Annotated in this window: 15 protein-coding genes; 5 read left to right on the forward strand and 10 right to left on the reverse strand. The window is 44.6% G+C overall.

Features of this window, described 5'->3' with window-relative positions:
• The 4 genes from LEPTO7376_RS25555 to LEPTO7376_RS04165 all read right to left on the reverse strand — a co-directional run bounded on the left by LEPTO7376_RS25555 (position 1) and on the right by LEPTO7376_RS04165 (position 6,184).
• Positions 1–2,553, reverse strand: a complete 2,553-nt coding sequence (locus LEPTO7376_RS25555; RefSeq protein WP_160148377.1) for a DUF11 domain-containing protein — start codon at positions 2,551–2,553, stop codon at positions 1–3.
• 136 nt (positions 2,554–2,689) lie between these two features.
• A complete protein-coding gene (locus LEPTO7376_RS04155) occupies positions 2,690–3,250 on the reverse strand; it encodes a DUF11 domain-containing protein (RefSeq protein ID WP_015133000.1) in 561 nt (186 codons plus the stop codon).
• A gap of 133 nt (positions 3,251–3,383) precedes the next feature.
• Positions 3,384–5,459 carry a hypothetical protein gene (locus tag LEPTO7376_RS04160; RefSeq protein WP_041763149.1) on the reverse strand — a complete coding sequence of 692 codons (2,076 nt, stop codon included), beginning with the start codon at positions 5,457–5,459 and terminating at the stop codon, positions 3,384–3,386.
• Between the two features lie 233 nt (positions 5,460–5,692).
• Positions 5,693–6,184, reverse strand: coding sequence for a hypothetical protein (locus LEPTO7376_RS04165; RefSeq protein ID WP_041763150.1), 492 nt, complete (start codon positions 6,182–6,184; stop codon positions 5,693–5,695).
• A gap of 995 nt (positions 6,185–7,179) precedes the next feature.
• On the opposite strand from LEPTO7376_RS04165, the gene LEPTO7376_RS04170 reads away from it, so the two are divergent.
• The gene (locus LEPTO7376_RS04170) at positions 7,180–7,977 is read left to right on the forward strand and encodes a VWA domain-containing protein (RefSeq protein WP_015133001.1); all 798 of its coding nucleotides are present in this window, start codon (positions 7,180–7,182) and stop codon (positions 7,975–7,977) included.
• On the forward strand, positions 7,974–9,500 hold the full coding sequence (locus LEPTO7376_RS04175; protein WP_015133002.1) for a pentapeptide repeat-containing protein: 1,527 nt from the start codon (positions 7,974–7,976) through the stop codon (positions 9,498–9,500). The genes LEPTO7376_RS04170 and LEPTO7376_RS04175 overlap by 4 nt, the downstream gene beginning before the upstream one ends.
• A gap of 53 nt (positions 9,501–9,553) precedes the next feature.
• Here the strand turns inward: LEPTO7376_RS04175 and LEPTO7376_RS04180 are convergent, their stop codons facing one another.
• The 3 genes from LEPTO7376_RS04180 to LEPTO7376_RS26190 all read right to left on the reverse strand — a co-directional run bounded on the left by LEPTO7376_RS04180 (position 9,554) and on the right by LEPTO7376_RS26190 (position 14,168).
• Positions 9,554–10,072 (reverse strand): GNAT family N-acetyltransferase, encoded by a 519-nt coding sequence (locus LEPTO7376_RS04180; RefSeq protein WP_015133003.1) that lies wholly within the window; start codon positions 10,070–10,072, stop codon positions 9,554–9,556.
• A 19-nt stretch (positions 10,073–10,091) separates the two neighbouring features.
• Complete coding sequence (locus tag LEPTO7376_RS04185; protein WP_015133004.1) at positions 10,092–13,787, reverse strand: hydantoinase B/oxoprolinase family protein; 3,696 nt, start codon at positions 13,785–13,787, stop codon at positions 10,092–10,094.
• Positions 13,788–13,895: 108 nt separating this feature from the next.
• Complete coding sequence (locus LEPTO7376_RS26190) at positions 13,896–14,168, reverse strand: hypothetical protein (protein WP_160148378.1); 273 nt, start codon at positions 14,166–14,168, stop codon at positions 13,896–13,898.
• 70 nt (positions 14,169–14,238) lie between these two features.
• On the opposite strand from LEPTO7376_RS26190, the gene LEPTO7376_RS04195 reads away from it, so the two are divergent.
• Together LEPTO7376_RS04195 and LEPTO7376_RS04200 are read left to right on the forward strand one after the other, a co-directional pair.
• Entirely contained in the window at positions 14,239–15,018 is a 780-nt protein-coding gene (locus tag LEPTO7376_RS04195; RefSeq protein WP_015133006.1) for a pseudouridine synthase, read from the forward strand.
• On the forward strand, positions 15,015–15,851 hold the full coding sequence (locus LEPTO7376_RS04200) for a helix-turn-helix domain-containing protein (RefSeq protein WP_015133007.1): 837 nt from the start codon (positions 15,015–15,017) through the stop codon (positions 15,849–15,851). Before LEPTO7376_RS04195 ends, LEPTO7376_RS04200 begins: the two co-directional genes overlap by 4 nt.
• Before the next feature lie 17 nt (positions 15,852–15,868).
• Here the strand turns inward: LEPTO7376_RS04200 and rsmI are convergent, their stop codons facing one another.
• Both rsmI and LEPTO7376_RS23175 read right to left on the reverse strand, forming a co-directional pair.
• Positions 15,869–16,717, reverse strand: a complete 849-nt coding sequence (gene rsmI, locus LEPTO7376_RS04205; RefSeq protein ID WP_015133008.1) for a 16S rRNA (cytidine(1402)-2'-O)-methyltransferase — start codon at positions 16,715–16,717, stop codon at positions 15,869–15,871.
• Positions 16,718–16,770: 53 nt separating this feature from the next.
• Positions 16,771–18,903, reverse strand: a complete 2,133-nt coding sequence (locus tag LEPTO7376_RS23175) for a bifunctional diguanylate cyclase/phosphodiesterase (protein WP_216700281.1) — start codon at positions 18,901–18,903, stop codon at positions 16,771–16,773.
• A gap of 71 nt (positions 18,904–18,974) precedes the next feature.
• Here LEPTO7376_RS23175 and LEPTO7376_RS04215 point away from each other — a divergent pair, with 71 nt between their 5' ends.
• Positions 18,975–19,850: a PfkB family carbohydrate kinase gene (locus tag LEPTO7376_RS04215; RefSeq protein ID WP_015133010.1), complete on the forward strand. Its 876-nt coding sequence runs from the start codon at positions 18,975–18,977 to the stop codon at positions 19,848–19,850.
• On the opposite strand, the gene LEPTO7376_RS04220 is transcribed toward LEPTO7376_RS04215, so the two are convergent.
• Complete coding sequence (locus tag LEPTO7376_RS04220; protein WP_015133011.1) at positions 19,821–20,918, reverse strand: FAD-binding oxidoreductase; 1,098 nt, start codon at positions 20,916–20,918, stop codon at positions 19,821–19,823. The two genes, LEPTO7376_RS04215 and LEPTO7376_RS04220, sit on opposite strands and share 30 nt — an antisense overlap.
• Positions 20,919–20,921 lie beyond the last annotated feature (3 nt).

A 20,921-nucleotide genomic window follows, 5' to 3' on the forward strand; every position in this document is an offset into this window, starting at 1 on the left:
TTACTGCACCTCCCCATCAATAGCTGGTGTCACGGCAAAGTTCATACGTGCCAGACCTCCAGGTTCTAAACGCGCGACCCTTGACTGACCATTCTCTGCAATAAAGTAACGATTTGGCGCTAAGTCATACCCCGGAACACTCTCGAGATCGAGGATTCCAGTGTGATAGCCAGGTAAAACATTGGCAACCGAGTACAAGCCATCAGCATCAGTCATAATGCGATTGCCATCTTCCAGAAAGATAACAGCATTAGGTATTCCTGGCTCTCCGGGTTGTTGATGACCATCAAAGTTTTTGTCGACAAATACCCGACCAATCAACGTGCCGCAATCTGCAACAATACCCGGCTCGATGCGCAAACGGTGAATCGCTGGGCCATCACCAACTGAAGTATTAGTTCGAGTCTTAAGACCTTCCACAAAGGCAAGATTTTCACCATCACCCCGGAAACCATCTGGTGTTACTTGAGCCGCATAGACCAAATCAAAGCTTTCACCCGTTTCGAGCGTAAAGTCTGGTGGCAATTGGAATTCAACATTACGTCCATTCCGGCTAACCGTTACCTCTAAAGGCTGATCTTCAAACTGAGCTTTCACCACATCTTCGACTAGCACCAAACCAGTGGGCAAGACATCATCGATCACAAGGGTATTCACCGGAGAACTCGATAAACTACGTACATTTAAGCGATATAAAACGGTATCGCCTGGCTCTGCTGCAATGCGATCACCAACCTTAGTAATAGAGATTTCTTCAGCCTGACAAATCTCGATACTCGACAAAGTAAACGCAAAAATCCGTAAACCAACACTTTCTGCATCGGTAACTGTGAGAGTACCCTGCGCTGTAAATTGGTCAATTTGTATCGCATTGGTCAAAGCACCAAGGGGACTGCCATCAATAGCAGTAGCTTGATACGTGACGATACTGCCTTGCCGTTGAATAATCTCAATATGGATCCGTCGTTGGAGAAAATTCGAACCTGGTGGTGGTGACACGACCAAAACATAATTGCGACCCACATCTAACTGACCACGAGCATTATCTAACAGGAACGTGTAACGACCCTGATCCGCGTTAGTTAAGAAAAATGGATTTGCATTTTCGTCATTAGGTGCAAGACCCAACGGAATATTATTACCACCAATATCAGGGATTTCTGTAAGGGTTAAATCGGTTAAACCTTGTAAGGGGAAGGTGGGATCATTAGAGCTGGTATTGTATAGCGCAACTTGGAAACCGGTGTAATCCTCTAATAGCCCCCCATCACAACTCCGAATTTCACCAAATGGATCCACTAAACCTAATTCAGATACAACAATCGTTAAAGATTGCTCCTGTTGTGCACCACCACAATTACCACCAAGATTCAAAGAAATATTTAAATCATCAACATTGTTCAAACTACCAACCTGAACTTTAACGGAGAAGAAGGCCTCGGCATCCTCTGGCAAAAAGAAAGTTGTTGCATCAGCAGTATCTGAAGTAATTGTGCCTTCCGCTGCAACGGAATCATCGTCACGAACAACTCTGTAAGCGAGTTCTTCAATTGTCCCAGGGCCAGTCAAACCTGAGGCTTGTAATTCGGCGAGGGTAGGCAGTCTCAACTCATAGCTTTCATCAGTCTCATTGGGTAAAGAATACTCAAAAAAGACTTCGCTGCCAGACAGCAAGCTTGTACCCTGCTGGTCTTGGATGCGATCAATCTCTTGGTTGAAATTTTCAAGGCTAGTACGGACAGTATCTTGATATGGCTTGCCTACTAATTGATTATCAAGAAGAAAACTTTGGATCTCAGCATTGATAATGTCAAAGTCTTCAGAACCTTCAATATTGAAAAGAATACTTTGAATGCGATTCTTAACTGTAGTGGCGATCGCCACTACTTCACCATCTGGGACGCCAAACCGAATCAAAATATCAGGATGGGTAAAAGTTAAAATCTGACCCACTACTTCATCAGCAAGATTATCAGCAATTAAAGTCTGTTGTGCCGCTGTCAGATTTTGTTGAATGCGTTGAATCACATTGAGGACAGTATTTTCAAAAGAAATTTGCTCTGGAGTATTTAAAAAAGCCTGAATCCCGATCAAACTTTGACTCTCAGCTGCCGCTGCATCAAGACCAATTGCCAGTAGCTCAGTTTCTAAAGCATCAATGGCATAACCTAAATTAGGAACAATATTGCCATTCTCATCACGAATCCCTAAAGTTTGAACTTGATTCAGGATATTGTCGTCGGAGTTCAGGTCTATTTCCTGTCCTTCTTGGAAAACTTGGATAATAGGAGTACTAGCACCACCAGAAACAACGATATCCGGCGTTACCTGCCCAAATACACGGTTAAACGTCACAAACGCGTTGTTCGCGATATTCGCTTCTCTCGTATTGTTAAAAAATAAACCCTGACAAATTCTGGTACTACCAACTGAAGTGCCACTCGTTTGAGCAACAGAACTTGGCATTGGCACAACACTACTCCACATTAGGCTAGAAAGAGTCGCGGCCTTACAAGCTTGGGTGAATTGTTTTGAGAAAGGAAGATTGTTCACCGAAAATTTACCCGTTCGTGGAGATCTTTAACTGCTGTGGGTCTAACACGCATAGTTATTCGTACAGCCGAGGGAGAGGGAGAGGAGTTACATCACCCAACTCTCCCTTACAAGGTTTCATTCAAACTCAGAGAAACTAAGGAATCTGGACTTCGTAACTCGCTTCAACACCAAGCTGAGGAGTCAAAGTATTGTCAAATTCCCATTTCACATCGGTATACATATCCGCAGGAGCGGGCTGCTCTAGCAAAGAGCCATCAGGCTGCTGAACTTTAATGGTGGGATTAGCCACAAAAGTCTGACCATCATCAATACTGTAGGTGATCGTTGCACTGTTAACAGTCTGAGCAGACGCCAAGACATAAACCATTTGCTCTGGAATATCCTGACTAATCACGAGATTATCTGCATCCTGATTACCGAGATTGTCACCAGAGACGGTATAGCGAAGAGTCTCACCGGGCAAAACCTCTGCATTTGCACCAAGATCTTCCCAAGTAATAACCTCTTCCCCTTCTGCATTGAGGGTAATGATTTGCTTTTCGGCAACGAGGTTGAGCTGAACATCTGCTCCCTCAAGGGCTGCGAGCAAAGAGCTACCTGCTTGCTGGAGATTTGCCAAAACAGGGGAACCCACCAAAAGAGGAGCTCCGAGTAAAGCGAGGGCTGCACCTACAGCCAAAGGCCAACGTTTCATCTTCATTATTTCCTTAAAAAGTTGTTCGTTTTATATCAATAACGGAATCGCATGTCGCTGCCATCCTTAGGGAAAAGCCTTTGCATAGTTATTTTTCAGCTCAGCTAATCCCTAAATCATCGGCAACGAGTTTTTAGTTCACATTCCGAATAAAGGAGAAGGTTCCAGATTCACCAGAAGACACATTTCCGACTGTATTGCGATACTCAGTCACATCACCGGCAGCGGTTAGACCGCCAATGTCTGTACCAGACGTGGGAGGTGTACCAACAGCACCACCATTGAAGTACTGAATCGTGCCTCGAGTAGCAACGGCCCCACCTGGGTTATTACTGGTGTCAATTTCACCGTTTCCGTCGTTATCTTCTGCCCAGTTATTGTCTGTACCCGGATTTGCGGGTGAACCATCGCCCGCCACTGCGCCGAAGCCGTTCTCAGTCACCACAAGGTTTTGTGCTGTCAATACCGTGTTACCACTACCACTGGATGCTGCAGAGATGTTTTCGTAGGTAATTACATAACGAATCTGATCACCCGGGCTTGCTTGTGGCTTCGGAGTCGTGCTGTCATCAAAAAGACCACTCGATGTTCCGTTGGCAAACAGAATTTCTGCCTGCTTAGTCAAACGGAGGAAACCGGTATAAACGTTGTCAATAGTGACGTTATTAATAAGCTCCGTGGTTGGGTTGAAAGCATCGTTACCATCGTTGTTGACATAAGCCACAAGAGGAATCGAGTAGCCATTAAAGGCATTACCATTAGGCAGATCAACGTCAACTCGGTAGTCAAGCTCTTCTCCAATAGCGAGATCTTCGATTTCGACTGTATTACCACTAGCTAGGACAAAATCAGTACCATTCCAGTTGTAAGTCGCAGTATCATTCGTGAGGTTACCGTCGCCATTCGCATCATCAGGGACACCATCATTGTCTTGATCCACGAAGATCGTCACAGTGGTGCCAGGCAAAAGTGTGTTGATTACATAATCACAAGAAGCACAGACGGCATTTGCATTAGCGGGTGAAATTGGGCGTAGTACAACATTTTCTAATTCGACACCAGATGTGTTTCGAACACTGTTTCGAATAGGCACTACAGCCGGATCGACTGTTCCACCTGTAACAACACCTTCAGCGACCGCTGCATTAGTAAAGTCGTCATTAACATTATTTGGTCCTACCGCAGTAGATTGATCTAATGGACCTGTCAAGAGGTTTCCAGCAACAGGTGGCTCCGGTGGGTTCTCAAGTTCTACCTTGTTTGGTTCACCATCCTGTCCTTCTCCGGTGTTGTTATTATCCGAATCAGCATCAGTACCGGGTACAGTCGAGTCAGGATCAGACAATGATGTAATTGGGTTTCCATTCGGGTCAACTAATGGATCACCGAGATCTTCTGGATCACGAGTAGGATCATAGTCACCATAGGGGCTATCTGTACCATCATCATCTACTGGTGGATCTAGGTCACCATCATTGTCGCTATCGTCAAAGTTGTTTGGACTCTGGTCACCAGATTCATCAAAGACTACGTTATTGCCAGGATCGCCGTCCGTTTGACCCAAAACTTGCGCTTTATTGTAAATCGGACGAACTTCTGCAGTATTGCCATCAGCATCAAGATCACCTGCATCAGTAGTAGCACCACTAGCTAACACTGACACTTCAAAGCCAGTAACGCTGGTATTGGAATTAACCGTACCATCGAGTACAAAACCAATTCTCGTTATCACACCAGCAGGAACAGCAGTTGTCCATGTTGCCGCCGTCGGCGCAGTGGTCAAAGGTGTATTTGTGTAAACTATCGTCCAGCCAGCAGGTGCGACTGGCGCAGGAATTGGAGGTACAGCCGTTGTACTATATACAGTTCCGGCTGGGATCGCATCAGAGACCAAAATACGAGTTTGAGCAGTACCATCAAGGCTAGCAAGTGGAGTACCTACCAAATTTGCCGCTTCAAAACCAGTCAAATTAGTCGGCACATCGCCAGCGACAGACAAACTCAAGCCATAGGTAATGATGTCATCAGTGAAAACGGTCGTAGTGCTGTTGTTGTTAACGCTAATTGCCGTTTTCAAAACCGTCGTAACCGCTAGAGGATCTGGGGCGGCCGTACCAACAACTAATGGAGCAGCAGTATCTGCTGCTTCACGCTCACCATTGACCGGAGTAGTCGCATTTCCATCAACCGCATTATCAACCGTTCTCACCTCTGTATTAAGAGGGGTATCTGGTAAGTCAGCTTGGTTTTGACTATCTGGGTTGCTGGAATCATTAGAATTCGTGTCACCAAGCTGTGCTGTGATCGTCGCACCAGATACTAGACCACCAGCAACTTCACCTTCAATCGTTACGACAATCGAAGTATCAGGGAGGATACTGGAAACAAGATATCCATTAGCTCCATCAGCAGTAACGGTAAAGCCAGCAGGTGGTGTACCAGTTAACGTTCCTTGTTAATCGTGACATCGGGCGTGCCATCGTTATTAACATCAATGAGAAGTCTTGGGTTGTCTAAGTTTGAAGTCGTCGTGTTGGCTGGAAGCGGCACGAAAATATCAGTTTGATCGTTACCAACGTTGGTAACTAAGAAAGGAAACTGAACAGTATCACCCGGAATAACGGAACCACCATTTGAGTCGATTGGTGTTTGTGCAACGTTAGTGATACCGGCAACTTCTGCGATGGTTACGTTAACGGTATTAGACTCAGTTGTCTTGGGAGTACCGTTATCATCGAAAGTTGCTGTAGCAGTGTTACTAATATTAGTTCCAGCCGCTGTCCCAAGTGATAGGACGGGAATAGCAAGATTGAATAGTCCTAGGCTTGCGAGCGTAATCCCTGCCGACAAGCGGACTATTCGTTGACGTTTATGCTTATGTTTAACCATAGTGCTTAGAGAAGTTGATTGGACTAATTCCTGGCGGTCATACATTCACATGTATGAGTTGCTCAGGAGCAAGACGTCTACTTGGTCGACTCGGCCAGTTTGTCATAGCATTTTGACCAAGGTGGAGAGCGTCGGGATGTTGTTTTTCGGGTGGCGATCGCAACCCTAGAACTCACATAAATTTATAACAAGAAAGCAGCCATGAACAAATATTCAAAAAGTATTTGTACAACTTTCTTGTGAAATGGTTTTTCGTCAAAAGGAAAATTTTCTTTTAAGGAGAATATTTTTCCATGAAAACCCACATATTTTTATTGTCTTGACATATTAAAAGCCTACCAATCTTAAAAGTCAATGCAATCAGGCATTTGACTTAACCATTCTTATGTATAGGCAAACATCTTCATAAAAGCTTCTTATTAAGAGAAGCTTTTGTAACTCTAACCATTAGAGCATTTCTTTTTTTTCTTAGTTCACTTACCAGAATGCTTATTCTAAAGCGCTTTTCAGCCCGAAGCAGCACTTCTCGTCAAATTAATTTTGGACAAAAAAGCCCTGTTGTCTTTTCCGTAAATAAACGATTTATCATGAGTGCAATTGACAAATCCACCATGAGGCCAAACGAGTATTAATTTCTTTATAAGAGAATAGTTTGTTGTCCAAAATTATCTATGCTTTCAAACAAGATTCTCACCAAAATCAAGAACCAGTCACTTCAAATTCACAGCAAAAACGGTGGATCAAACAAACCAATAATCCACTCACAATTCAACTGAATCAAATATCTATATTTGATGATTTCAAGCTCGCTTTAAAGTTCTAACAATCTCCCTTTTCATTTTGAAAACTGATTTTCTTTGAGCAATTTTTATGCGTACCAAACAAAGTGCTTAGAGTAGCCGCTTAAAGACGAGTTATGAACTGTAACTTAACTTCTGGAGATCTTTCTCTTGAGATATGGTTAAGGCATAAATTCACAACATCATTTCCAGTCATAAGCAAGGTTGCAAGCTTTGCACAGCGTAAGTTTGGAGTAAGTCATGTCACATTTACGTCAGCAACAGCGTCAACTACGTCGTCACTCTCAAGACGAGCAACATAATTACATTGTTCCCAAATCTCACCTGACTCCTAGCATTGCGGCTCTAGACATGTTGTTTTGTTTCGACACTACTATTAGTATGTATCGTTTTTTAGAGCAGGTACGCAGTGATCTAGGGCGTCTGTCAAGAGTGATTCAAGACAACATCCCTAAATCGAGGGTAGGGGTCATAGCCTACGGGGACTATTGTGATGCAAAAACAGCTTATGTGACAAGAAGTTTAGGTCTTACGACAGATATTGATACTATTTCTCAATTTCTGTGGCGGGTTCAAAAAACAGATGGTGGGGATTTTCCGGAAGCAGTGGAGGAAGCCTTGTTTGCAGCAAACCAAGTGAATTGGAGGCTTGGAAGTAGACGAGCGATCGCCTTGATTGGGGATGCACCTCCCCACGGTGTAATTGACTCCACTCGCAATTGTAAGTATGGACATTTTTGGCAGCAAGAGATTAAAACGCTCAAACGTAAAGGCATTAAACTCTACGCGATCCAGTGTGGTAGACAGCGAGATACAGAAAGAGTTTTTCGCGAGATGGCGCGAGAGACGGGTGGTGTCTATCTGAATTTAAGCAATATTAGTGATTTGGTGGATTTATTGATCGGTGTTTGCATGCAAGAAGTTGGTCTTTTGATGACATTTCAGGAGCAATTAAGGCAGACACAGCGATTAACGACATCAAAGAAAAGTTTATTGAATTGTCTGGGCCATGGCTCAGGGGGGCGGTTACTGCCATGAATTATTACGAAATATTGGGTGTGCCAGTTTGTGCGTCGCCAAAGGAAATTAAGCGGGCATATCGAAAAAAAGCCATTGAGATACATCCTGATACTTTGGGTGGAGAGGCGATGGATTCTCTACGTCAATTAGCGGAGGAACGGCTGAAAGAGCTAAATCTTATTTATGAGGTGTTGTCGGAGCCGCAGCAACGGTCCGAGTATGATCAATCTCTTCATGGCGATCGCAAACAAGAGTTGGTGAAGGAGATTGATTATTTCTGTGAGCTAGGGGAACTGGAACAGGCGGTGGCGATCGCCAAAAATTTGTACGGTTTATTTCCAACAGATAATGAGTGCGGCGATATCTTAGCGGAGGTTTTGTATGCTTTGGCTGTCGCTGTGTCAGAAACGATTACGGTGGATGAGCTACATAAAGTCGAAGCGTATTTAAAAGAAGCTTTAGCGGTTGTCTATTCGGCAGAGCTTAGGGCACAAGTCGAAGCAGATTTAGCGTTATTGCAGCACCATGCTCACAAGGCAGAAACTTATCAAGCAAGCTCAACAGCCTCCGATGATGAGATCACGACAACAAGAGCTGTCAGATTATTGCAGGCAGGCGAAGCAGGTATTCGGGCGTGGAATTTATTTCGGCAATGTGAAACCTATATCCCAGATTTAAGCGGCATCGATCTCAGTGGAGCAGATTTAAGCGAAACGAATTTACAAGGGGTTAGGCTCAATAAAGCAAAGCTGGTTGGCACTCAGCTCACAGGCTCCAATCTCGACGGAGCTGATCTCTCAGAAGCTGATCTCTCAGGGGCGATCGCCGACCAAGGGAGTTTTATCGGTGCAAATCTGACCGCAACCCAATGGATAGAAGGCAGCTTTACAGGCAGTAATTTTTCAGACGCAAAATTCGATAAAGCAACCCTCAATCACGCCAACGGACAGCAAGCCATCTTTTGTAATGCGAGTCTCCAGCAGGTGCAATGGATCGACGGGAATCTTGACGAAACCCATTGTCATAAAGCTAATTTTTCCGGCGCAATTCTCACCAATACAAAAGCGAAAAAAAGTATTTTCACAGAAGTGATTCTAGCAAACTCCCATTGGGAAAATGCCAATTTAATGGACACTGATTTTTCGGGAGCAGACCTTGGCCGCGCGGAAATTATCAATGCCAATTTACAAGGCACAACTTTTACCCAAGCAAAGCTCGTTGGCACAAACTTTAATGGCAGTAATATTTCAACTAGCAAAAGCTATTCTTATCACCATGTAGGGATTGACTTTTCAGGTTCGGATTTGTCTTGCGCCACCTTAATTGGAGTCAATCTTTGCAAATCTGATTTTAGTGATGCAAAGTTGCAAAACACCAAATTTGACCATGCAGATTTAGGCGGGTGTAGCTTAGCAAATGCATCTATTAACAACACTAGTTTACTCGGCACGAATTTACGCGATGCAGATCTCACAGGCACAAGATTTTATTTCGCCTATGTCGATATTGAAACCAATATTGCTGGTGCTAAAGGAATCTAATTTTCAATGAAATTATTGCCTGAATAAAGTACTTTTTGAGCAATCAAAGGACCTCATTCATATTTATTAGCAGAATAAACGATGCGAGTACCTTGGCCTTCTATCAAAATAGAGGGCAATCGCGTTAAATTCAACTTTTCTACAACATGAATAGATGCTTTATTTTGCGGATGAATCAAAGCATAAATTTTTTGTAAGTCAAGATTGTATAAGGCCCAGGAAATTTGGCCTTGAGCAATTTCTGTCGCATAGCCTTTTCCCCAATGCTGTTTTGATAAGACATATCCGAACTCATAGCCCTTTAATTCGACAGAACGAGTAGGAATCAACCCAGCAAAACCGATGATCATATCTGTTGATTGTTCTACTAAAACAGCTAATCCATAAGGGTTGGAGCAATCAAAAGTAAATCTACTCTCAAAAAAATCGTGTGCTTTCTCATAGTTTAAAACACCGCCAACAAAGACATATCTTAGAACTTCTACATCAGAAAAAATAGTGTTGTATAGCACATCAAAATCATCTTGTTTAGCGTGACGTAAAATCAAACGAGAAGTTTTAATCAAGTTCATCACTCTTCAAAATCAACTATTACTCTTTCAATATATTTGTGCCATATCCGCCGCCGCCCGGTGTTTTGATTTCGAGGCGATCGCCTATCTCCATTTGTCTTTCTACAGTGGGAGTAAGATTTTCAGTCTCCTCATCAGCTCTAATCAATTTATTTTCACCTATTTTTCCAGCGTGACCACCATCTAAACCAAAAGGCTCCACTTGGCGGCGACTAGATAAAATTGCAGCGGTCATTGGTTCTAGAAATTGAACACGACGAATCACGCCATTCCCACCTTTAAATTCACCAAGACCACCACTATTTTTTCGGATTGAAAATTCTTCGAGTAATACGGGAAAACGCCATTCTAAAACTTCTGGATCGGTTAATCGGGAATTGGTCATATGGGTTTGAACAGCATCAGTTCCATGGAAGTTTTTGCCTGCACCTGACCCACCACAAATTGTTTCGTAATACTGGTATTTTTCATTCCCAAATGTGAAATTATTCATCGTGCCTTGGGATGCAGCTAAAACACCGAGAGCCCCATACAAACAATCGGTAATATTTTGGGAAATTTCGACATTCCCAGCAACGACTGCAGCAGGGTATTTAGGATTTAGCAAACAGCCTTCTGGAACAATTATATTAATCGGTTTGAGGCAGCCATAATTCAGTGGGATATCATCTTGAACTAGCGTCCGAAAAACATATAAAACAGCCGCTTGGGTAACTGCTTTTGGTGCATTAAAATTCGTTTTTGATTGGGGGGATGTCCCAGTAAAATCAACAGTTATTGTTTCGGCTTGATGATTCACGCTAATTGCGACCATAAGGCGATCGCCACTATCGAGAGCTAAGCTAAATTTGCCATCATTGAGAGTGTGAATCACCTTTTTTACAGCAGCTTCAGCATTATCCTGAACATGCTGCATATAGGTCTGCACTGTCCCTAAGCCATAGGATTGAACAATGCAGTGAATTTCCTGAACGCCTTTTTCATTTGCAGCAATTTGGGCTTGGAGATCGGCGAGGTTTTGGGTGAGGTTGCGGACAGGATATGGGGATTCGGTTAGTAGTTTAGTGACGGCAACTTCTTGGAAAACATTATTTTTAACAAGTTGGAAATTGTCGATTAAGATGCCTTCTTCGTCGATATGGCGACTTTGGGGTGGCATTGATCCTGGCGTAATACCGCCTAAATCCGCATGGTGCCCTCGTGAAGCAACGTAGAAAAGAGGTCTAGTTTGCTCTAAATCTTTAATCCCTCCGGCTTCGCCACCTCCCTTTGAAAGGGAGGCAATGGGTTCCGCCATAGTGAAAACTGGAGTAATTACAGTGACATCAGGCAAATGTGTACCACCGTTATAGGGGTTATTGAGCATATATACATCACCCGGTTTGAGGCGATCGCCCTTCGCTTGGATCAGGCTATAAATGCTTTCACTCATCGATCCGAGATGCACTGGAATGTGGGGGGCATTGGCGACTAAATGGCCAGATTGGTCAAAAATTGCACAGGAAAAATCTAGTCGCTCTTTGATATTCACCGAATAACTGGTGTTTTGTAATGTCACTCCCATCTGCTCGGCGATCGCCCGAAAGAGATTATTGAAAATTTCGAGGCGTACTGGATCAGGTTTGAGGTCAAGGCTTTCGGAATTTACATTCGTCTCTTTGATTTCTTCAACTAGTTCCAAAATCAAATGGTTATGGTCAGTAATTTTGCCCTGCCAGCCGGATTCGATCACATTTGTGCCCGTCTTTTCAATCACTAAAGCCGGACTCGTAATCACATCACCGGGCTGTAAATCTTCGCGTTGATAAATGGGTGTCTCTCGCCATTGACCGGCACTATACATTTGGACGGTGGTAACGGGTTGAGCCTGCTGGGGCGATCGCCGCGAAATTCTTGCTTCAGTGGCCGCTTGGGTTTCACAAACCAGCTCCAGCGTAATCAGCTCCACGATTAAAGACTTATCTGAAATCGAGAAACCATAGCGTTTTTGATGGGATGCCTCAAATTCTGCTCGCATCTGAGCACAAGCATCAAAGTTAACGCTGAGACTCGAATCCGTCCCTTGATATTTCAGATGCACTTGTCGCAGAAGCTGGGTTGTAGCAGTGCTAATTTTTTGTTGCTCTAACTCTTGTCTCGCAAATATTTCGAGCTGCCCAAATCCTTGCTGAAGGGTCTCAAAAATGTCTTCATCTAATAATGTTTCAATAGATTTCTCTTTAAGAATGCGAATCTCAGCTAAGCCGATTCCATAGGCCGACAACACCCCTGCAAATGGGTGAATCAAAATGCGTTTCATGCCCAAAGTCGCGGCGATCGCACAAGCATGTTGCCCACCAGCCCCACCGAAACAGCACAACGTATAATCACTCACGTCATAGCCCCGTTGCAGAGAAATCTGTTTGATGGCATTGCTCATGTTGTCCACGGCGATCGCCAGAAACCCAGCCGCAATTTCCGCAGTATTTTGTCTTAACTCTGTCGCTAGCTGCTCAAATTTTTGGTGAACAATCTCTTTGTCGAGAGGTTGATGGCCATCGTGTCCAAACACTTTCGGGAAAAATGCTGGCTGAATTTTACCGAGCATCACATTGCAATCTGTGACCGTCAGTTCACCACCTTTGCCATAGCAAGCAGGCCCTGGATTAGCACCAGCTGACTCAGGTCCCACCCGAAAGCGTCCCCCATCAAATTGCACGAGGGAACCACCTCCCGCCGCCACAGTATGAATCGCCATCATCGGCGTCCGCATCCGCACACCCGCAATTTCGGTTTCTAAACTCCGTTCATATTCGCCGTCATAATGAGCCACATCCGTCGAAGTGCCGCCCATATCAAAGGTGATGATTTTCTCAAATCCGGCGATCGCCGCCGTTTTTACTGCTCCGACAATCCCGCCCGCAGGCCCCGACAAAATACTATCTTTCCCTTGAAACTGAGTCGCCTCCGCTAAACCACCATTAGATTGCATAAACATGAGATTTATTGCTCTTTCTCCTCTCTTTGAAAGGGGGACTTTGCCTGTTAGACAGTGACTCACTTGATCGACGTAGCGGCGCAAAATTGGCGACAGATAAGCATCTACCATCGTCGTATCGCCACGGCTAACGAGCTTCATTAGCGGGCTAACTTCATGAGATAGGGACACTTGCGTAAACCCAATCTCACAGGCGATCGCCCCAATTTGTTTTTCATGGTCGGAATAGCGATAACTGTGCATCAACACCACACCACAACTCCGAATCCCTGTATCGAATACCCGTTGGAGATCTTGCCGCACTCGATCCACATCCAAAGGCGTTAAAACATTTCCCGTCGCATCCAACCGCTCCTCTGCTTCAATTACTTGCTCATAAAGCATTTCCGGTAACTGAATATCCAGTGCAAAAATATCAGGACGATGCTGATAGCCGATCCGTAATGCATCACGTAATCCCTTCGTAATCACTAAAGCAAGGCGATCGCCTTTCCGCTCGAGGAGAGCATTGGTTGCCACCGTTGTGCCCATTTTGATCACATCGATTTGATCTATGGGAATTGTGTCATAGGACGCTAACCCCAAAATATCCCGTATACCTTGCACAGGAGCATCAGGATAGAGCTCAGGATTTTCTGACAACAATTTGTGGGTAATAAGCTTGCCATCAGGGCATTTCGCGACAATATCTGTGAATGTGCCACCTCGATCAATCCAAAATTGCCACATAGAAGACATTACCTGTGCGCTCATTATGTTTTTATCGCTTTAGTTCGGAATTTTTTATTAAAGCCTAATTTATTGTGCGATTGTTACGGATGCCGACTAAATTATCCTTGTAGAACCTCACGACCCAAAACTATGACGACAAACCTCCAACCAATCTGCAACCACTGTGAGGGTAAAGGTTACGTATCGATTCGCGACTGCGTTGGCAAAGTTCAATACGAAACCACCTGTCAACTCTGTGGCGGCACAGGCAAACCAGAATAAGCGATTTATTTTTATTCTTTCTTTCTCAACCCCTTCGGACTTAGCCCGACACCCACTGTCTCCCGTCATCGCATCTACTAAATTTTGAGCACAGTGACCTTTACCAAAAACACACCGACATCGCAACCAACACCTGCTAAGATTTGTGAAGGTTAATCGACAAAAAACTTGACAAGTTCGTTTTGTCAACGCCCAAATGACTGAAAGAGTCCAAAAAATTCTGGCACATTGGGGTATCGCTTCCCGAAGAAGTGCAGAAAAAATGATTGTCGCTGGACGTGTCACCCTAAACGGTGAAGTAGTTCAACTGGGTGATCGCGCTGATCCCGCCATAGACGATCTATATGTTGATGGCAAAAAGATTAGTCCGACCCAACGCCCTAGCAGTCATTACTATCTGATTCACAAACCCAAAGGCGTCGTCTCTACCTGTTACGATCCTCGCGATCGCCCAACAGTGTTGACATTGTTGCCAGAAGACTTACAACAGGGACAAGGAATGCATCCCATTGGTAGACTTGATGCCCAGTCAACCGGCGCATTACTCCTGACTAATGATGGTGACTTGACCCTCGCTCTGACCCATCCCCGCTATCATGTCAGCAAACGTTACCGCGTTTGGCTCAAAGGCATCGTCCCCGATAGCACCCTGACAACATGGCGAAATGGCGTAATTTTAGATGGGCGAAAAACCCTTCCAGCAAAAATTACGCTAAAAAAGATTAACCAAGGTAAAACTTGTGTTGATATTATGCTTACCGAAGGAAGGAATCGTCAGATCCGCCGTGTCGCCGAACAATTAGGTTATCCCGTGATTAGCCTCCATCGTTCTGCTATCGGCTCCATCAAATTAGGAAATCTCCAACGAGGTCACGCTCGTCCCCTAACTGATTCTGAACTTCGTCAACTGCAAACACCCACACCCACTCAAGCCTCACCAAAATTGCCCGTCTCGCATCGGGAGCATTCAGTATGAAGGAGATCACTTCGGATATTTTGACTCAGCAACAAGAACGTCTTATTGAGATTGGCAGCCAGCTCCAAGCCGCCCGCCTTGAACAAAAACGGACGCTTAATTTTGTCGCGCGCCAAACTAAAATTCGTGCCACTCTCCTCCGACATCTAGAAGCTGCAGAACTCCAAAGACTACCCGAACCGATCTATGTGCGTAGTCTAATCCAGCGCTACGCGGAATGTTTAGGTCTCGATTCTCGGGCGATCGCCGCGCAATTTCCAGTGGACGAAAAACCCCATGGCTGGCAACTCCCATTCTGGAAAAGGCTTACTCTGCAGTTTCATTTACGCCCAGTTCATCTCTATGTTGTGTACCTCGTTGTCATTGTGACGACAGTACAATCCCTAGCCAATAATCTAAAAACCCCTCGACTGAGTCTCGACCCACAGCTCGAAACAGCAACAGAAGTTAGTGAAATAAAACAACCACAGGCAGCTCCAAAGCCTCAAGCATCTGAATCAATTGATCCGATGACAGCCTTGGTGGACAGTTTGCCAGAGTCTACAATCGCTGATGCTAGTGAAATTGTGATTGATATCGAAGCCCAAGAGAATGCTTGGATGCGCGTTGAGGTAGACGGCAAAACAGAATTTGAAGGGACATTACCGAAAGGCACTCAAAAGCAGTGGGTAGTCGACGAGAGTATCAAGATTCGCACGGGTAATGCGGGTGCTGTGATGATCACGATTAATGACGAAACCCCCCATCCTCTTGGCGAGCCAGGTGCTGTTGAAGAGTTTACATACCAAGCTCTTGCTGATGATGCAGAACGCATTGAGCGGGCAAATTCGTAATTAACGGTAAAAAATAATTAGAATTCTGGCTGTTCCAATGTATGGCTCAGCTGATAAATTCGGCGTTTAGAAATCTTTAATTCTTGCGCAAGTACCCGGCTAGCTTGGGAAGGACTTACTCCTTCAGCAATCCGCTGTTGAAGTTGGGCAAGGATTTCCGCATCTGAAATTTCGGTAGGTGCAGTAACGGTTTGTCCTGCAACGATAAGAGTGAATTCTCCTTTTGGTGATTGAGTTTGATAGTGGATAATCGCCTCTTGAATTGATCCCCGCCAAAATTCTTCGTGTAATTTCGTTAATTCTCTAGCACATACAATTCGGCGATCGCCACCGAAACAGAGTTGAAATTCCTGCAATGTTTTTAGGAGACGGTGGGGCGCTTCATAAAAAACGAGCGTTTTTAGTTCTCTTTTGAGTTGTTCTAGCTGCTGTAGACGCAGTTTCTTTTTGGTCGGTAAAAATCCAGCAAAAACAAATTGCTCTGGCGACAAACCAGAAGCAACTAAACCCGTAATTACAGCACTGACACCAGGGATTGGCACCACTTGGATCTCTTCAGCAATGGCCGCCACTACCAACTCAAACCCAGGGTCACTAATACCAGGCATACCTGCATCACTCACTAAGGCGATCGCCTCTCCAGCTTTCATTTTGTCGATAAGCTGTCCAGCACGCTGTTGGCGATTATGGTCGTGGTAACTAATTTGAGGCGTTGTAATCTGAAAATGCTTGAGTAATTTGCCTGTATGTCGTGTGTCTTCCGCTGCTATCAGATCCGCAGCTTTTAACGTGGCGATCGCCCGATAGGTCATATCATCCAAATTACCAATAGGAGTCCCAACGAGATACAGCGTGCCATCAGTCATAACATCAAGACCAAATGATAAAAGTCAGTGAAAATAGAGGATAAGCTCAAATTTTACGTTAATTGAGCCTGTTCTCGGGATAAAGGTATAGGCCGCGAAATACAGTAACCTTGGGCATAGTCAATGCCAATGTGCTTGATTTTTTGCAAGATGGCCTCATTCGACACGTATTCCGCAACGGTTTTGATCCCCATCACATGACCAATGCGGTTAATCGTTTCCACCATCGCATGGTCAATCGGATCATCAACAATATCTTTAATAAAACTGCCATCAATTTTGAGGTAGTCCACAGGTAAATATTTCAAATAATTGAACGATGACATCCCCGCTCCAAAATCATCGAGGGCAATCTGGCAACCCATCGCCCGAATCGATTGAATCACTTCATTGGCACGGCTTAAATTAGAGATCGCCACCGTTTCAGTCACCTCAAAACAAATATGCTCCGTTGGCACCGGATAACGCTCAAACTGAGTCTGTAGAAAATCAACCAGCGAATCATCATTAATGCTCATCCCCGATAAATTAATGCTGTAACAATCGCCTTTTTTCATCTCTGGGGACTCATGTTCAGCCAAATACTTCAACGTATTTTCGATCACCCAATAATCAATTTGCGTCATTAAGTGGTAGCGTTCTGCCGCTGGTAGAAATAGACCTGGGCTAATTACTTCGCCATCATCACCCAACATCCGTATCAAAATTTCGCAGCGCCGATACCCAGACGCCTCTTCACACAACGGCAATATTGATTGGACATAAAGACTAAATCCATCTCGCTCAAGAGCAGTCTTAATTTTTTGAATCCACTGAGCTTCACTGCGATATTTCGCAAACTCTTGATCATTTGATTCATACACATGGATCCGCGATCGCCCGCGTTTTTTTGCCACAGTACAGGCAGCATCTGCCACCATAATCATCTCAGTCGCATCCCCACCAAAACCATTATTAATCGGCACCAAACCCAGAGAAACACTCAAGGTATACTCGTGCCCCTCCCAGTGAAAAGAAGCATCCTGGATTAGCTCCACAATGGATTCAGCAACCTTCTGCGCCTGTTCAATGGGACATTGATGGAGAAGCAAGGCAAACTCATCAGAACCGAGTCGAGCCAGCTGGTCTGTTTGACGACAACGACTTTCGATCAGCTTACTGACCTGCCGGAGGACTTCATCGCCAGCCAAAGTGCCACCCAACTCATTTATTGCTTTAAACCGATCTAAGTTGAGATAGCAGAGGGTGTGCTTTGTAATTTGAGGGTTATGCTCTAAAGATTTTAGGGTTGATGTCAGATGTCGCTCAAACGCTACTCGGTTGAGCAATCCAGTCAGATGGTCATGGCTAGATTGCCACGAGAGCTCTTCATTCATCTGCGAAATCTGGTCCGCTCGCACTTGCAATAGATGTTGTAACCGTTCTTGGGTCTTGATTAAAACTTGTTCTGTCTGTTTTTGCTGGGTGATATTTTCCAGCATGGCGATCGCATAGGGCGTTTGATCAGAGGCTTTTGGCTCAACAAGGGAAAGTTGCACGTTAAACCACAGAGCCGATTGATTCTTTCGCAAATATCTTTTGGTATAGCCGTAAGGAGAATTTTTATGGCGAAATAATTCGGAGAGAATCACTTTATCCTTAGCGCTACCTTCTAAATCCACACCATCAAAGAAATAGCGTTGCGGCAAGCCTGAAACACTATCAACAAAACTGTCATAGTAAGCTTGGTTCGCGTCAAGAATCAGACCATCTACATTCACAATGGCAATGCCCATGGCCGCTTGATCAAAAATTGAGCGGAATCGATCTTCGCTATTACGGAGGGCAAACTGAGTTTCTTCTTGTTCTTTTTCCTTGCGTCGTAATTTAGCCTTAACTTGTTCTACTGTTTGCCACCGTCTTAAATCCAAAATGAAGGAAATAATCGGTAGCAAACGGTACATCAGCAACAACATTGCCGCAATCAACAGAGAATGGACGGCGATCGCCAGGACAATGTAACCATCACTAGCCGGCATAAAATGAAAAAAATGACCGCCTACATGCACTGCCACCGAGCTGACAATAATGCCTAGACTCAACCAATACAACGTGCTCAACTCACCTTGAGCATTGCCCCGTAGCCAACTATAGACAAACAAAAATATGACAGCAACATAGGTCATAAACAATAGAGAATGACTCATTGCTTCAAAACAGGACAATATAAAAGGCCAATTCATCAGAGCTTCAAGGACAAAATTTTCAATAGGTAAAAATGAAAAACCGAGGATTGTTTGTTGGCTTAATTACAGGAGATCTAATTTATTTAGCGACACGTCCACCGCTACCGAACGAAAAAGTTGAAGCGATGGATTATTGCTTTACGGTGGGAGGACCCGCAGCTAATGCAGCAATCACATTTAGTCATCATGGCTCCCAAGCTGATTTAGCCAGTTTTCTTGGTACAGAGAAACTAAGTTTACTGCTTGGGGATGAGCTGAGACAGCATGGCATAAATATGATAAATATGAATATCGAGAAGAGCCTCGAACCGCCAATCTCCTCCGTTATTGTTACCGAATCAACAGGGGATAGGTCTGTGATCTCCCTCAATGCCAAGAGTCTTTCTGGTGGGGATCACACCTCAGTGATGCAAAATCTACATACATATGATGTCATTTTAGTAGATGGTCATTTGATGGATACTGGAGCGGTGATCGCCCGCAAAAGCAATGAACTCAGTATTCCAGTGGTGGTAGATGCAGGTAGTTGGAAGCCAAATTTTCATGTTGTACTTAAGTACACCGATTTTGCAATTTGTTCAGAGAATTTTTTGCCGCCAAACTGCAAACATCAAACAGATGTTGTGGTTTATTTACAAAACCTAGGGGTAAGCGCTATCGCAATCACCCAAGGTCAAAGACCAATTCGATGGTGGCAAGGCGATCGCCACGGTGAGATTCCGGTGCCTCAGGTCAAGGTGGTGGATACCCTCGGCGCTGGTGATATTTTCCATGGTGCTTTTTGTCATTACATTCTTGAACAGGATTTTGTGGCAGCGTTAGCATCAGCAGCAGAAGTAGCAAGTTATGCTTGTCAGTTTTTTGGCACTCGTAAATGGTTAGAAGGGGATCGTTTCCGGAGCCAATAGCCAGTCTCTAATTTTTAAAGCGGTCGCTGGGGCAAGGAGTACGCCATTTCGGTAGTGGCCTGTCGCCAGCAAAATATTTTGATAGTTTTTAAGGGGTTGGAGTACTGGTGCGCCTTGACCTTCAGGTCGAGGTCGTTTGCCAGACCAATGGCGTAAAATTTCCGCGTGTTTGAGGGCAGGGTAAAAGGCGATCGCCCCTTGCCAGACTTTTTCCATCAAAGCTTTATCAGCCTCAAGATGTCCTTTTTCATCTGGAAACTCGACCGTTGCCCCTACCCAAAATTCGTTGTTTCCCAAAGGCACTACATGGATATCGTTGTAGCTCACAACGGGTGCAAAATCAGGTTGTTTTCCATCCGGCAATTTCACGTGAAAGGCCTGACCCAATACCGATTTCATCTGAAAATCATCGAGTAAGGGTTTGGTGATTTCAAGGGAACCTAACCCTGCCGCGATAATTAACCAGTCACAAGTCCAGCGGCGATCGCCAGAGTTAACCGCAACACATTTTTGTTGAGCGAATTCTAAAGTTGGGGGAGCAATATCAAAGTGGGAGTATAAACCGTTTTTTGTGGCAACTTCCAGCAGCGATCGCGCCAATGGGATGGGTTGTACTTGAAAATCTTGAGGAGAATACACTGCACCAGCACAGATATTCGATGAAATTTGTGGGCATTGGGTCTCGGTTTTTGCTTGATCCCAGAGTTCTAATTGCCAGCCTGCATCATGGCGTTTTTGCTGAAGTCGTTCCAGTTTGGTAAGGTCAGTCGTTTCATCAAAGAGTTTAAGAATGCCATGGGAATTATGGGGCACTGGTGCGCCAGCTACTGCCAACTCATCCAATAGGACAGGAAAGCGCTCCATACTCCGCCGCCGTAGCTGCCATGCTCGACCTTTTGTTTTTCGGCTAATAATCCCCATCAAAACCCCAAGGGCTGCCCCTGTTGAGCCTTGGGTGGGCTGCTGGGTATCTAGAATCGCGACTTTAAATTCGGGACGTAAACTCAACTCATAGGCGATCGCCGCCCCCACGATACCAGCGCCGAGAATTACCACTTTTTGGGTCATTAT

Source organism: [Leptolyngbya] sp. PCC 7376 (assembly GCF_000316605.1).
Taxonomy (GTDB): domain Bacteria; phylum Cyanobacteriota; class Cyanobacteriia; order Cyanobacteriales; family MRBY01; genus MRBY01.